General features: G+C 67.1%; 14 protein-coding genes. 6 read left to right on the forward strand and 8 right to left on the reverse strand.

Going from position 1 to position 13,748, the window contains the following annotated elements; all coding sequences use genetic code 11:
- Window positions 1-145: 145 nt before the first annotated feature.
- From ACQY46_RS10880 to ACQY46_RS10895, 4 genes are all read left to right on the forward strand, one after another.
- Complete coding sequence (locus ACQY46_RS10880) at window positions 146-826, forward strand: haloacid dehalogenase type II (RefSeq protein WP_428700252.1); 681 nt, start codon at window positions 146-148, stop codon at window positions 824-826.
- A 319-nt stretch (window positions 827-1,145) separates the two neighbouring features.
- The gene (locus tag ACQY46_RS10885; protein WP_428700253.1) at window positions 1,146-1,745 is read left to right on the forward strand and encodes a superoxide dismutase; all 600 of its coding nucleotides are present in this window, start codon (window positions 1,146-1,148) and stop codon (window positions 1,743-1,745) included.
- Between the two features lie 281 nt (window positions 1,746-2,026).
- Window positions 2,027-2,461, forward strand: a complete 435-nt coding sequence (locus ACQY46_RS10890; RefSeq protein WP_428700254.1) for an antitoxin Xre/MbcA/ParS toxin-binding domain-containing protein — start codon at window positions 2,027-2,029, stop codon at window positions 2,459-2,461.
- A 274-nt stretch (window positions 2,462-2,735) separates the two neighbouring features.
- The gene (locus ACQY46_RS10895; RefSeq protein ID WP_428700255.1) at window positions 2,736-3,176 is read left to right on the forward strand and encodes an RES family NAD+ phosphorylase; all 441 of its coding nucleotides are present in this window, start codon (window positions 2,736-2,738) and stop codon (window positions 3,174-3,176) included.
- 21 nt (window positions 3,177-3,197) lie between these two features.
- On the opposite strand, the gene ACQY46_RS10900 is transcribed toward ACQY46_RS10895, so the two are convergent.
- Entirely contained in the window at window positions 3,198-3,521 is a 324-nt protein-coding gene (locus ACQY46_RS10900; protein ID WP_428700256.1) for a hypothetical protein, read from the reverse strand.
- A gap of 261 nt (window positions 3,522-3,782) precedes the next feature.
- Entirely contained in the window at window positions 3,783-4,586 is an 804-nt protein-coding gene (locus tag ACQY46_RS10905; RefSeq protein ID WP_428700257.1) for an alpha/beta fold hydrolase, read from the reverse strand.
- A gap of 250 nt (window positions 4,587-4,836) precedes the next feature.
- On the opposite strand from ACQY46_RS10905, the gene ACQY46_RS10910 reads away from it, so the two are divergent.
- Window positions 4,837-5,043, forward strand: a complete 207-nt coding sequence (locus tag ACQY46_RS10910; protein ID WP_428700258.1) for a YgaP family membrane protein — start codon at window positions 4,837-4,839, stop codon at window positions 5,041-5,043.
- A gap of 16 nt (window positions 5,044-5,059) precedes the next feature.
- Here ACQY46_RS10910 and ACQY46_RS10915 read toward each other — a convergent pair whose 3' ends face one another.
- The 3 genes from ACQY46_RS10915 to ACQY46_RS10925 form a co-directional block, all read right to left on the reverse strand.
- Window positions 5,060-5,821, reverse strand: a complete 762-nt coding sequence (locus ACQY46_RS10915) for an alpha/beta hydrolase family protein (protein ID WP_428700259.1) — start codon at window positions 5,819-5,821, stop codon at window positions 5,060-5,062.
- A 69-nt stretch (window positions 5,822-5,890) separates the two neighbouring features.
- Window positions 5,891-6,652 (reverse strand): Stf0 family sulfotransferase, encoded by a 762-nt coding sequence (locus ACQY46_RS10920; protein ID WP_428700260.1) that lies wholly within the window; start codon window positions 6,650-6,652, stop codon window positions 5,891-5,893.
- 121 nt (window positions 6,653-6,773) lie between these two features.
- Window positions 6,774-8,921, reverse strand: coding sequence for a S9 family peptidase (locus ACQY46_RS10925; protein WP_428700471.1), 2,148 nt, complete (start codon window positions 8,919-8,921; stop codon window positions 6,774-6,776).
- 99 nt (window positions 8,922-9,020) lie between these two features.
- Between ACQY46_RS10925 and clpS the strand changes: the two genes are divergently transcribed.
- A complete protein-coding gene (clpS, locus tag ACQY46_RS10930) occupies window positions 9,021-9,326 on the forward strand; it encodes an ATP-dependent Clp protease adapter ClpS (RefSeq protein ID WP_428700261.1) in 306 nt (101 codons plus the stop codon).
- Between the two features lie 43 nt (window positions 9,327-9,369).
- Here clpS and ACQY46_RS10935 read toward each other — a convergent pair whose 3' ends face one another.
- The 3 genes from ACQY46_RS10935 to ACQY46_RS10945 all read right to left on the reverse strand — a co-directional run bounded on the left by ACQY46_RS10935 (window position 9,370) and on the right by ACQY46_RS10945 (window position 13,655).
- On the reverse strand, window positions 9,370-9,951 hold the full coding sequence (locus ACQY46_RS10935; protein WP_428700262.1) for a TIGR00730 family Rossman fold protein: 582 nt from the start codon (window positions 9,949-9,951) through the stop codon (window positions 9,370-9,372).
- 5 nt (window positions 9,952-9,956) lie between these two features.
- On the reverse strand, window positions 9,957-11,360 hold the full coding sequence (locus ACQY46_RS10940; protein ID WP_428700263.1) for a M20/M25/M40 family metallo-hydrolase: 1,404 nt from the start codon (window positions 11,358-11,360) through the stop codon (window positions 9,957-9,959).
- A 141-nt stretch (window positions 11,361-11,501) separates the two neighbouring features.
- Window positions 11,502-13,655 (reverse strand): inverse autotransporter beta domain-containing protein, encoded by a 2,154-nt coding sequence (locus ACQY46_RS10945; protein ID WP_428700264.1) that lies wholly within the window; start codon window positions 13,653-13,655, stop codon window positions 11,502-11,504.
- Window positions 13,656-13,748: the final 93 nt, after the last annotated feature.

The following is a 13,748-nucleotide window of genomic DNA, read 5'->3' on the forward strand; positions in this document are numbered from 1 at the left end:
CCGTTCTTGCCGGCTGGCCGGCGAATTGCCGGAGAGCTCCAACGGGCCGCTTCTTGTGCGCTGCACAAAAACATTGACCTTGAGGTGTTATGGCTGTTTGCTTGGCAGGTGAATAAAAAAACGGCAGTTCCGAGAAGGCCTTCCCATGTCGCTGTCCAGCTCCAAGCCCGTCTCCGCCTATGTCTTTGACGCCTACGGCACCTTGTTCGACGTGCATGCGGCCGTACGCCGGCACGCCGGCGATCTTGGCGCCGAGGCAACGCGGCTTTCGGCGCTCTGGCGCGAGAAGCAGCTCGAATATTCGTGGACGCGGGCGCTGATGGGCCGCTACCTCGACTTCTGGACCCTGACCGAGCAGGCACTCGACACGGCGATGGCGATCACCGGCAAGACCGATGCCGGCCTTCGCCAGCGCCTTCTCGACGCTTACTGGAAGCTCGACTGCTACCAGGAGGTGCCGACGGTCCTCAAGCGGCTGAAGGACGACGGCAACCGGGTGGCGATCCTGTCCAACGGCTCGCCGGCCATGCTGGAGTCGGCCGCGCGCGCCGCCGGCATCGACGACCTGCTCGACGAGGTCTTCTCCACCGACCTTTTGAAGACCTACAAGACGCGGCAGGATGTCTACGAACTGGTCACCAACCATTTCCGCATCTATCCCGAAGCGGTCTCCTTCCAGTCGTCCAACCGCTGGGACATTGCCGGCGCCACCGCCTTCGGCTTCCGCAGCGTGTGGATCAACCGGGCCGGCGCTGCCGATGAATATGCCGACCTGCCGCCGGTTGCCGTGCTTGCCGATCTGGAGGGGCTGCTGGCGCTCGCCTGAACCTGACCGTCGGATCGGGCGGCCGCATGCTCGCCGCGCCCCGCATCGAAACGCGGGTGCGGGCGGCGCTTTGAGGGGAAATCGCCCGCCAGCCCGTTGCCGATTGAAGATCGCGTGCCTATTTTGCCTTTTGTGACAGGCGCCGACGGCTCTCGGCCGCGCGGTGCCGACAGAATGACCGGCTGTCACGAGGCTGCCGGACATGTGCCCTACAACCGCGCGGGCGATCGCGGCAACGGCGACACCGGGCATTTCCCGCCCGGCCGTCGTCTCCTTCGCCGGTTCCATCCCCTGCGCCCCCCACCCGGAGGACGACTTCATGGCTTTTGAACTCCCGGACCTGCCCTACGCCTACGACGCGCTTGGCCCCTACATGTCCGCCGAGACGCTCGAGTATCACCACGACAAGCACCATCAGGCCTATGTGACCAACGGCAACAACCTGCTGAAGGACTCCGGCCTTGAGGGCAAGTCGCTCGAGGATGTGGTGAAGGAGAGCTTCGGCAAGAATGCCGGCCTCTTCAACAATGCCGGCCAGCACTTCAACCACATCCATTTCTGGAAGTGGATGAAGCCGAATGGCGGCGGCACCAAGATCCCCGGCGCGCTGGCGGCGAAGATCGACGCCGATCTCGGCGGCTACGACAAGTTCCGCGCCGACTTCATCGCGGCCGGCACGACGCAGTTCGGCTCCGGCTGGGCGTGGCTGGCGCTGAAGGACGGCAAGCTTGCCGTGATGAAGACGCCGAACGGCGAGAACCCGCTGGTGCACGGCGCGACGCCGCTGCTGGGCGTCGATGTTTGGGAGCATTCCTATTACATCGACTACCGCAACGCCCGCCCGAAATACCTGGAGGCCTTCGTCGACAGCCTGGTCAACTGGGACTATGTCGACGAGCTGTTCCAGGCCGCCTCCTGATCCTGAAGGACGGCAGAGTGACGAAAGGCGGGCCCGCAAGGCCCGCCTTTTTTCGTGCCTTCTTGCCAACAGGGGGCACGGCGCGCGCCGGATGCCGTCGAATTTTCGCCATTCAATGCGGTACACATGAACCCAGGCCCCGGGATGGAAGTCCGGATGCCGCCCCTGGCAGCGGGATGGCATGTTAACTATTTGTTAACTTTTGAAGCGGTGAATCTGAACAGGAACATGGCCGGGGCGAACGCCCAAACGCGGCGGGTTGTCCGGCAGGCAGGATAGACATGAACGCGATCGAACCGCAGTCAAAACCGAGTTCCCTCATCGCGGAGCTGGAGAGCATTCATCTCAAGGCGGAAAACCTGGCAATCGCCTCGCCGGTCGGCTTCCACATCGAAAGCCGGGTTCTTGCCGTTCTCGAGGAACTGGGGGTCGCCTCGGCCGAGATCGACAGCGTCGTCTTCCCCGATGGCCGGCCTGACGCGCTCAGGACCGCATCGGAACTGTCGGCTGCGCATTCGGACCGGGCATGCCGGCTCGCCCGGGTCGTCAACTTCGCCGAGCAGGTCTTCGACAATCACCAGAAGGCGTTTCTGTGGTTGCGCGCGCCCAACAGCCAGCTGATGAACCGCTCGCCGCTCGACTGCCTCGCCACCGAGACGGGGGCCAAGGCCGTCGAGGAACTTCTGGCAAGGATCGACTTCGGCATGGCCGCCTGATCCCCGTCCGCCGATCCGCGGGGCGGCTCTTCCCCTGACTGGCGCAACGCGCCACGCCTTCGACGCCACGCCTCGACGCCTCTGTGGACGCCGAGTTGGCGGTGCAGGGTTGTGCACGCGACGATTGTCTTGTGCGATCGTTTCCCGCGTGCAAGGATTCCGGCCGACAGGATTTGTTTTTCAGGCTCGGGCCGATGCTTTGGCCGCATTTCTTTCGAGCGTCCTCTTCCTCCGTCTACCGGGAGGCTCGCGGCTGGAAATGTTCTTATGGCGATTGTCGAATTATGACGACTTGAGCGGGCGGGGCGGGCTTGTGCCCTCGGGGCGCTGGCACAATCGTGGCAGGTCGGTCGTCTATTGTTCGGAGAGCCTGCGCGTTGCCCGTATCGAAATCGAACAGGGGCTCGGCCTGCCTGACTATCTGTGGCCGGACAGTTTCAAGCTCTTGTGCGTCGAGGCACCGGCAAGCGTGAAGATCGAGGATCTCGCGGCTTCGGACCTTCCCGCCGACTGGAAGGAAAATGTCCTCGTCACCCGCAGGCTTGGCGATGCATGGTTGCGGGCCAACACCGCGCCATTGCTGCGGGTGCCGTCCGCACGGGCGGACGGCTGGAACTATCTGATAAATCCTGCGCACAGATACGCCGATTTCCTGACGATCCGCTCGGTCTACGACTTGGAGGCTGTTCGCTCCGGGGTCATTGACGAGGTGTAGGCGCCCGCGGGGACGCCCGGCTCAGCGGTGCCGGCATTCGCGGGTGAACGTCATCGTCAGGAAGCCGGAAATATAGTCGAGGAAGGCGCGGCACTGGGCCTCGGTGCGAAAGCAGCCCTCGCGCGAGAATTGCAGCGTCTTGAGGTCGACATTCTTGCGCCCGCCGATCAACCCGCGCCAGGGGCCGGACGAGGGGTTGCGGCAGTCGGCCTCCGAGCCATAGGTGTCCGGCACGTGATCCTCGTCATAGGTCGGCGAGAAGAGCAACTGGCCGAAAAAGCCGGCCTGGGCGGACGCTGTCTGCGGAAAGGCGAGGGCAGCCGCCAGTGCCAATGCGACCGGCATGGAGCGCCATGCTCCGGCGGGGCGTCGGGTCCTGCGGGAAGGCGTGATGCGAACGGGCATGATGTCCTCGATATGTCTTTGATCGCCAGTGGTTCTGTTCCGGGTGGCGCCTTCCCGAACAGATAGCGCGGGCAGGGCCGCCGCGCCATGGGCAAGGCCATGACGTTGGCGCGAGGCGGCGGGGCAGCGCTGCCCGCATCAGGGAGAAGGATCGGGGCCAAATGATGATGCCGGCTCGCGCCGAAGGCGTCATCGTCCGGCTCAGCCGGCGAGTTCGCAGGCGAATTCGCCGATCAGTCGCAGCACCTGGTCCTCGGCCTCGCGGTGGGGATTGTGCCCGATACCGGCCAGGATCTCCGCCCGGCCCCGTCCTTCGGCGATGCGGCGGGGATGCTCGGCCGAGCCGAACTCGTCGGCCGCGCCATGGATCGCCAGGACAGGACGCGCGACGCGGGCAAGGGCGGCATCGAGCGTCCATCCGGCGAAAGCGGGCGAGAGCCAGGTTTCAGTCCAGGCGTCGACCACCCAGCCGGCCTTGTCGCCGTGGTAGCGTTCAAGCCGGGCGAGGCCTTCGGGCGCGGTAAAGTCCGCCTTTGCAGCGCGGATGCCGGCAAGCGTGCGCTCCTCGACAAAGGCCTGCGCGCCCATGGTGACAAGGGCAAGGCAGGTGTCGGGATGCCGTGCCGCCGTTTCGACCGCCATGCCGCCGCCGACGCTGTGGCCGCAGGCGATGAAGCGGGAAAAGCCGAACGTTTCATGCAGGAGCGGCAGCGTGTCCCGCCCTTCGGCTGCGATGAAATCCGCCGGCAGCGGGCCGGGAAACGGGTCGGAGCGGCCGAAGCCGACCCGGTCATAGGCGATGACGGGCCGGCCGGTGGCGGCGGCAAGCGCTTGCGGAAATCCGCGCCACAGCTCCGTGCAACCAAGCGAATCGTGAAACAGCACGAAGGGCGGCGGCGCCCCGTCGAGCTCCGCGTTCGCCCACCACAGCCGGGCGAAGACATCGCCGGTTTTCGCGCGGATCGTCCGGTCATGCGTTGGAGACGGTGTTGCAGGCTGCGTCACGGCAAGGGTCCGGGAGAGAAGGAGAGGCAGGATCAGGCCCGAGGACATAGGCGAGCCGCGCGGACCTGTCCATGGCGCGGATGCATCGGCCTGCCCGCCCGGCGCGCCTGCCAACCTGTCGCAGCGGATGGCGCTTGCGGGGCGGCGGGAGATTATATATTTTCGAATAATAGAAAATTATCAGATCTGCCCGCGCGTCTTCCATTGCGGATGGAGGCATGGCGGGAGGTCCAACGGGAGTTTCCTCGCCATGTCGATCGTCACCACCAATGTCGGCAGCGCCGACCGGATCGCCCGCATCGTTGCCGGTCTGGCGCTGATTGCCTTCGCGCTGTTCGGCCCGGCCGACATCGCCTGGAAGTGGGCCGGCTGGATCGGCGTCGTGCCGCTTCTGACGGCGTTCCTGAAATGGTGCCCGGCCTACACGATCCTCGGCATCGACACCTGCGGCAAGTAGCCCGGCGCCTCTCTCCTCAGGCGGCGAGGGTGCGTTCGAAGAAGGCGATCAGCTTTTCGTGGTGGCCGTTTTCCGCCTCGCTGCGCGGAATGTGGTCCTCACCCTCGTAATAGTGGACTTCCGGCTCCCGCCCGTGATCGCGCAGCCGCCCGGCGAGCCGGCGCGTCATCTCGACCGACCACACGCGGTCGGCGGTGCCGTGGCTGAGAAACAGCGGCCCGCCATAGCGCTCGATCCCGATCGGCATTGTCGGAAGCAGGCCGTCGCTCGACCCGCGCCACGTCCAGGCGCGCTCGCCCGGATCCCACGGCTGCCAGCCCGGGTCACCGGCGTCCCGCCATCTGCGGCCGTCGAAGGCGCCGCAGACCACATCGGGCGCGCTGTGCACGGCGATCGCGTCCGGCACGCCGCCGACACGGTCTCGCAGCATCAGCGAGGCCAGCAGCAGCGCGTGCTCCGCCCCGCGCGAGACGCCGTAGAGGCCGACCTTCTCGCCGACCGGCGCAAAGGCGCGCAGGGCGACGAGCGCCTCGGCCGTGCGGTCGAGCGGCACGTCGGCGATCGCGCCCGCGTTCCAGGCATTGCCGCCCTTCGAATAGGGGAAGGGAAAGGCGAGGAAGCCGTGGGCGGCAAGCAGCACCGCGTTGCGATGGCTCCACCCCGACCACGCGCCTTCCGAGCCGTGCAGGATCATGACCGCGGGAAAGGGCCCGTCGCCGGGCGGGCCGTAGGTCGTGCCGAAATCCGGAAGCAGGCGGCGGACGATCTTCAGCGACATGAAAAGCTCCAGGGCCGGGAGGCTGCCAACCATAGCCAAGGCGACGTGGTCGCGGAACCCGGGCCGCGTTTATCCCGTGCCGATTTCCGCGCGCAGGCGCGTTGTCCATTCGCGGCTTGTCGCATCGGCCAGCCTGGCGACGCCCGGCACGATCCCGTCAGCGGCTTTCCGGTCGGCTCCCAGTGCTTCCAGCACCTGTCGCAGCGCGCCAGGCGGATCCGCTGACAGCGCCTCGTAGGTAAGGCGCAGCGGCGCGATCCGCTCGCGCGTGAACCAGTCCTCCCACGCCCGGTCGGCCTCCGTCATCTGCCCCACACAGGCGCGAAGCCTCTCCGCGTCGTAGACGGGGGCTTCCGGCGGCGAGAGGCGTTCGAGCTCCGTGCCGTCGGGTGCCTTGTGCCACAGGCCGGTCTGCTGCGCCTTCACGTAGGACACCGCCTGTTCGGCCTTGTCGAGCCGCGTCAGGTGGATGAACAGGGTGCGCCCGAAAGCGGCCTGGAAGCGGGCGGCATCGCCCTGCGGTGTCGGGTGCAGGAGCGCGAGCTTGCCGGCGAAGAAGTCGAAGCTGTGGCGCTGCAGTCGCAGGCCGAACATTCCGGTGTCGCCGCGCCCTTTTGCGATTGCCGCCCTGAAGATCGCCTCGAGAACCTCCCGCTCCGTGCTGGTTGCCGCGGGCGAGAGATTGAAATAGGCGAGCCAGTCCTGGATCGAGGGGCGGTGGAAGTACGAGCCCGGGCGCCCGGCGACGCCCGTTGCCGTCAAGAGCTTGCAGAGGAGCGTGCTGCCGCTGCGCGGCGAGGTGCAGATCACATAGGCGTCGTGGTGTGTCATGCGGGGAAAGGCTCGTCCGGCGTCGGGGCGATACGGTGCCGGAAGCACATGTCGCCCTTGTGACACCTGCAGGAGGAGGTCCTCCCGCAGGTGCCCGAGTAAGACGCCTGATCGAGGTCGCCTAAGCCCTGCCGGTGACCTTCAGCGCGAAGGCATAGACCAGCGCCACTTCCTTCAGCCGGTCGAAACGGCCCGAGGCGCCGCCATGACCGGCTTCCATGTTGGTCTTCAGGTAGAGCGCCGCGTCGTTGCTGCGCAACTCGCGCAGCCGTGCCACCCACTTGGCCGGTTCCCAGTAGGTAACGCGCGGATCGGTCAGCCCGCCGACGGCAAGCAGCGGCGGATAGGCCTGCGCGGCGACGTTGTCGTAAGGAGAATAGGCCGCGATCGTGCGGTAGTCGGCCTCCGAGGCGATCGGGTTGCCCCATTCCGGCCATTCCGGCGGGGTCAGCGGCAGCGTGTCGTCGAGCATGGTGTTGAGCACGTCGACGAAGGGCACTTCGGCGATGATGCCGCCGAAGGCCTCCGGAGCCATGTTGGCAACCGCTCCCATCAGCATGCCGCCGGCGGAACCGCCCTGCGCGACGATCCGGTCGGCGGAGGTAAAGCCCTCAGCCGCCAGATGCCGGGCTGCGGCGATGAAGTCGGTGAACGTGTTGGCCTTCTCCGCCCGCCGTCCGGCGGCATACCAGCGAAAGCCCTTGTCCTTGCCGCCGCGCACATGGGCGATGGCGTAGACGAAGCCGCGGTCGGCGAGCGACAGGCAGTTGGTGTTGAAGCTCGCCGGGATGGCGATGCCGTAGGAGCCGTAGCCGTAGAGCAGGCAGGGGGCGGAGCCGTCGAGCGGCGTGTCCTTGCGGTAGAGCAGGGAGACGGGAACGCTCTCGCCGTCTTCCGCCGGCACGTGGATGCGGCGGGTGACATAGTCGGCCGGATCGTGGCCGGAGGGCACGTCCTGCGTCTTGCGCAGGGTGCGCGCGCGGGTCTCCATGTCGTAGTCGAAGACCTGGCCCGGCGTCGTCATCGACGAATAGGTAAAGCGGATCCGGTTGGTGTTGAACTCGTAGCCGTCCGACATGCCGAGCGAATAGGCCTCCTCGTCGAAGGCGATCGCATGTTCCAGTCCGTCGGCGAGCCGGTGGATGACGATGCGCGGCAGCCCGTCCTCCCGCTCCAGCCGCACCATGTGCTTGGCATAGACGGTATGGGACAGGATCAACCGGCCGGACCGGTGGGCGACGACGTCCCGCCAGCCATCGCGCCCCGGTGCAGCAAGCGCCGTTTCGGCGTCGACGGTGACAATGCGGAAATCCTCGGCGCCGCCGGCATTGGTGAGGATGAACAGCGTTCCGGCGCCGTCGTCCTCGATCGAATATTCGGTGCCCGTCTCGCGCGGCGCCACGAGGCGCGGCTCGGCGGTCGGGTCTCCCGCCGGGATCAGGCGGACTTCCGAGGTCTCGTGGTCGTGGATGTCGACGGTGATGAAGCGGCCCGACTGCGTCTTGCCGACGCCCATGAAGAAGCCGGGATCGGTTTCCTCGTAGACCAAGACGTCACCGGCCGGGTCGCTGCCGACCTCGTGGCGGAAGAGCTTCGAGGGACGGTGATTGGCGTCGAGACGGACATAGAAGATGTGGCGCCCGCAGGCGGACCAGACGCCGCCGCCGCCGGTGTCCTCGATGCGCTGGTCGAGGTCGCGCCCGCTCTTCAGGTCGCGCACCAGCAGGGTGTAGAACTCCGATCCCTTGTCGTCGAAGGCCCAGGCAAGTTGCGAGTGGTCGGGCGAGTGCATGGCGCCGGCAAGACGGAAATAGGCCTTGCCGCTGGCTTCACTGTCGCCGTCGATCAGCACTTCCTCGGCTTCGCCGCCCTTGTCCGCCGCCTCGCGGGCCATGCGCACGAGGCGCGGGTGCTGGCCGCCGGTGACATAGGAAACGCCATAGGCGAAGGGGCCGTCGGGCGAGGGGACGGAGCTGTCGTCCTCCTTGATGCGCCCCTTCATCTCGGTGAAGAGCGTGCCCTGCAGCGCTTCCGTGTCGGCCATGCCGGCATCCAGATGGGCGTTTTCCGCCTCCAGATAGGCGCGGATATCGGCGTCGAGCGTGTCGGGCGCGCGCATCACCTCCTGCCAGTTTCCGGCCCGGAGCCAGGCATAGGGATCGTGGCGGGTGATGCCGTGGATCTCGTGCACCGTGTCGCGCTTTTCAGCGCGGGGAGCGGAGGCCCGGGGAGCGGCGTCGGCGGCGGGGGATGAGGAGTTTTTCAGCATCACGCGGAGGTAGGCACTTTGGCCCGGGAAGGCAAGAGCGCAAGAGCACCGACGTCGGACGGATGCATGCCGCCGCGCCTTGTGGTAAAAAGCGCAATCATGAGCGACAAGTCGACGATCCTGAAGCCGGAGCGCAAGACCCGGACCGAGAGGCCGCGCCTGCACAAGGTGTTGCTGGTCAATGACGACTTCACGCCGCGCGAGTTCGTCGTGGCCGTGCTCAAGGCGGAGTTCCGCATGAGCGACGACGAGGCCTTGCAGGTGATGCTGACGGCCCACAAGCAGGGCCTGTGCGTCGTTGCCGTGTTCCCGCGCGACGTGGCCGAGACCAAGGCAACGCGGGCGACCGATGCCGCCAAGGCGCACGGCTTTCCGCTGCGCTTCGTGACCGAGCCCGAGGAATAGGGACCGGAAGAGCAGGGCTCTCCCGGTGCGTTCGCCCGGCCGCTCACGTTTCGGAGCGTTCGATCCATTTCGGCGTGGCCGGCGGCGTGTAGCCCTCGAACAGCTCGATGAGCTTTGCCGCCTCGCTTGCCACCAGCACCATGTCGCGCATTTCCGGCTTCACGAACGCCTCGTCCCGCTGCAGGTCGAGGAAGGCCAGAAGCCCGTCATAGAAGCCGTCGACATTGAGGAAGCCGCAGGGCTTGCGGTGATAGCCGAGCTGGCCCCAGGTCCAGACCTCGAACAGCTCCTCCAGCGTGCCGGCGCCGCCGGGCAGGGCGATGAAGCCGCCGGAAAGGTCGGCCATCATCGCCTTGCGCTCGTGCATCGACTTGACGACATGCAGCTCGGTCAGGCCGGTATGGGCGAGTTCCTTTTCCTGCAGGGCGATCGGCAGCACGCCGATCACCTCGCCGCCGGCGGCAAGGGCCCCGTCGGCGACCGCCCCCATCAGCCCGACCCTGGCCCCGCCATAGACGAGACGGCGGCCGGAGCGGGCAATCGCCTCGCCGGTCGCCACCGCCGCGTCGCGATAGGCGGGCTTCGCGCCCATGCTTGAGCCGCAGAAGACGCAGATCGATTTCATCGGTTTCAGCCCTTCGCCAGTTCGCCGAGGACGCGCGCCCAGGAGCGGATGCCCTTGTGGTAGCTCGTCATCTCGTATTTCTCGTTGGGCGAGTGTACCCGGTCGTCGTCGAGACCGAAGCCGATCAGCAGCGAATCCATGCCGAGCATGGTCTTGAAGTCGCCCACGATCGGGATCGAGCCGCCGCAGCCGATCAGCGCGGCCTCGCGGCCCCATTCGTCGGCGAGCGCCTTGCGGCCCTTGGCGAGCGCGTCGCTGTCGAAGGGAAGGCGCAGCGCCGGGCTGCCGCCATGCTTGGAGAAGCTGACGGTGCAGTCGGCGGGCAGGTGCTCGCGCACATAGGTGCGGAAGGCGAGGCGGATCTGGTCCGGGTCCTGGTCGCCGACGAGACGGAAGGACACCTTGGCATGGGCCTGGGAGGGGATCACGGTCTTGAAGCCGGCGCCGGTATAGCCGCCCCACACGCCGTTCACCTCGCAGGTCGGCCGCGTCCAGATGTGCTCGAGCGCGCCGCGATCGGCTTCGCCGGCCGGATACTTGAGATCGACGCCGCCGAGAAACGCCTCATGGTCGAAGCCGAGCTGGTCCCACAGGGCGCGCACGTCGTCGGGCATCTCGATGACGCCGTCGTAGAAATGCGGCAGCGTCACCCGGCCGGTCTCGTCATGCAGGCCGGCGAGGACCGAGGAGAGCACATGCAGCGGGTTGCGCGCAGCGCCCCCGTACATGCCCGAATGCAGGTCCTTGTCGGCGGCTGTGATGGTGATTTCCTCGCCGACGAGACCGCGCAGCATGGTGGTGATGGCCGGCGTCTCGCGGTCCCACATGCCGGTGTCGCAGACAAGCGCCAGGTCGCAGGCAAGCTCGTCCTTGTTGGCGGTCAGGAAGGGATGGAGCGAGGGCGAACCGGACTCCTCCTCGCCCTCCAGCAGCACGGAGACGGGAACCGGCAGGCCGCCGGTCTCGGCGATCCAGGCGCGAGCCGCCTCGACGAAGGTCATCAGCTGGCCCTTGTCGTCGGCGGCGCCGCGCGCGACGATCATCTTCGAGCCGTCCTCGCGGGTCACCACTGCGGGGTCGAACGGATCGCGCTCCCACAGGTCGAGCGGGTCGACCGGCTGCACGTCGTAATGGCCGTAGAACAGCACATGCGGGCCCGCCTTGGCGTCATCCTTGCCGTCGGTCTTGCGATGCCCGACGACCATCGGATGACCCGTTGTGTCGCGCACGTCCGCATCGATGCCGAGCGCGGTCAGCTCCCTTGCAAGCCAGTCCGCCGCCTGCCGGCAATCGGCCTTGAACGCCGGGTCGGTGGAAATGCTCTTGATGCGAAGGAGGTCGAAGAGGCGGGCGAGCGAATTGTCGAAATCGGAATCGATTCGAGACAGGACCCGGTCGAGATCGGACATGGGAAAGCTCCGCTGTGAAGGATGCGGCGACCGGTTCTTGCAATCTCCGGCGGCGCGAATGAGGACGCCTAGAAGGACACAGAACGGCAGGCGTGGCAAGGCAGCCTGCCCCCGGAAGCGGCGACCGGGGGCAGGGCAGTATCAGAAGTTGTTGACCTGCGCGCAGGCGGTCATGACGTCGGCGGGAGCGATTTCCGTGCCATTGACGACAAGCGCCGCGCCGCCCGACTGTGTCAGGCTGGTCGGCATGTAGGGCGAACGGCCGCACGGTGCCGGCGTGCCGGTGACGGTGATGTTTCCGTTCAGGTTCTCGAAGTCGCCCATCATCCAGAAGCCGGCGCGGCCGGCGTCCGCGACCGAGACCGCCTCGAAGGTGAGGTTGTCGGACGGGTTGAGCATCTGCATCAGCTGGACGCCGATGAGGTCCACGTCGGAGATGCGGATGTCGCGGAAGCTGGAATTGCGGATGCCCATGATCATCATGCCGCTGTTGGTGGCATTGCTGATCGCAAGGTTCTCGAAATCGTAGCCGTGGTTGGATTCGGCCCCGACGATGATCGAACCGTCGCCGCTGAAGGAGCTGATGTTGATGCCGCTGCGCTGGCCCGGATTGGGCAGGGCGCCGAGGCCGGTGAGCACCGAGTTGCGGTAGGCGATGTCGCCCGAGGCGATGAAGGCGGCGCCGTCCGCTGTCGTCTGCGCGACGTTGACCCGGTCGAGCACCGCGCCGTGCACATAGTGGAAGACGAAGCCTTCCTTGGCGGTGTTGGAGATGTCGAAGCCGGTCAGGCTGATGTTCTGCGAGACATTGGCGAAGATGCCCATGCCGACCCGGTCGGCGGTGACAGTCTCGACCGTCACGTCGGAAGCCCGGTTGAGCCGTATGCCGACGCCGGCCCGTGTGTCGGTCGGATCGAAATTGCTGAAGCCGTCGGCCGAGCCGAAGGCGATGTCGGAGAGCGCGACGCGGGCAACGCTCAGGTTGCTGCCGTTCTCGAAATTGATGCCGGCTCCGGCAACGCCCGAAATCCTGAGGTCGGTGAGCGTCACCCGGTCCGCCCCGTCGGAGGTGACGGCGTTGCGCCCGCCCGACAGCGTCAGCCCGGCGAGCGCCGTGTCGTCGGCCATGGCGAAGAGGTCGCGTGTCGCGTCCGTGCCGCGGACACGGGTGTCGCCGACCCGGGTCACCCGGCCGGTGAGCGGGTTGCGCACGTCGAAGGCGCCGGCGACGCGCTGGTTGGCCGAAAGAGCGATGGTGTCGCCGATGACGATCTCCTCGCCAGTGCCGTTGATGAACACCTGCCGGCCGGGGGCGGCGGTGGCGATCGCCTGTTCCACATTGCCGGCGGCCGGGTCGATGACCGCGAGGTCGTCGAGCGTGTTGCCGGTTGCCGCGTCGACGCCGGTGACGGCGGCGCCATAGGCTCCGGCCTGGGCGACGATATCGACATCGCGCGTGACGGTTTCGGTCATCCGCTGCTGCAGCGGGGTGAGGCGGGAGCCGCCGTCGTCGCCGCCGAACACCCGTTGCAGCGGCAGCCGCAGCCGCGCGCCGAAGAAGCCCTGCGAGCCGCGCGGCTCGTCATACTGGTACTCCGCCAGCAGGCTGACGCGGCTGCCCTCGAACAAGACGTCGTTCATCCGGTACTCGGCCCGCAGGCGCGGTCCCCAGACCGTGTCGGCCTCGTCTTCCCAGAAGGCGTAGCCGCCGCCATGCAGCCAGAATTCGTCGCGATCCTCGCCGAGCAGGCTGAGGCCGGTGAGCACGCCCGCCTCCATGTCGAGCCCGCGCATGGCCCGCTCCTCGCCGCCGCGCACGGTGATCGAGGCGGGGCCGACGCTGGCTGTGTCATGCGAGGCGAGCTGGTGCTTCGTCTTGCCGACCGGCAGATAGGCATTGGCGCGGAAGCTGAGGCGCTCGCTCATCAGTTCCGCGCCGAGCGTGACTTGCGTGAAGTGGTTGTTGTACTGCGAGCGGCGGTAGTCGAGGAAGCCGTAGGCACCGACGATCCAGCGGTTGTCGATGATCTGGCGGATGCCGAGACCGGCATTGAGCTCCTGCGAGCCGGACGCGCCGAAGCTGCCGCGAATGTCCGTGTAGATCAGCCGGTCGAAGGTCTGGAACAGCGGCACGAACAGGGTTGTCTCGCCGACATCCGTCTTCGTGCCGACCTTGCCGCCGATCTCGATATGCGGGCCCCACAGCGGGGCGTTCTCGGCCGCGGCCGGAACGGCCGGGGCGAGTGTGGCGCAAAGTGCCGTGGCGCAGAGGAATGCGTTGCGTGTCTTTGTCATGGCGTGCCGGGCCGCTGTGGACACACGGGGGCCGGCGGCGGGCAGGGCCCGGCCGTGGCGCGCCCGTGTGCGCGCGGTTTCTCCTTGATCCGT

Source organism: Stappia sp., assembly GCF_965276915.1.
Lineage (GTDB): Bacteria > Pseudomonadota > Alphaproteobacteria > Rhizobiales > Stappiaceae > Stappia.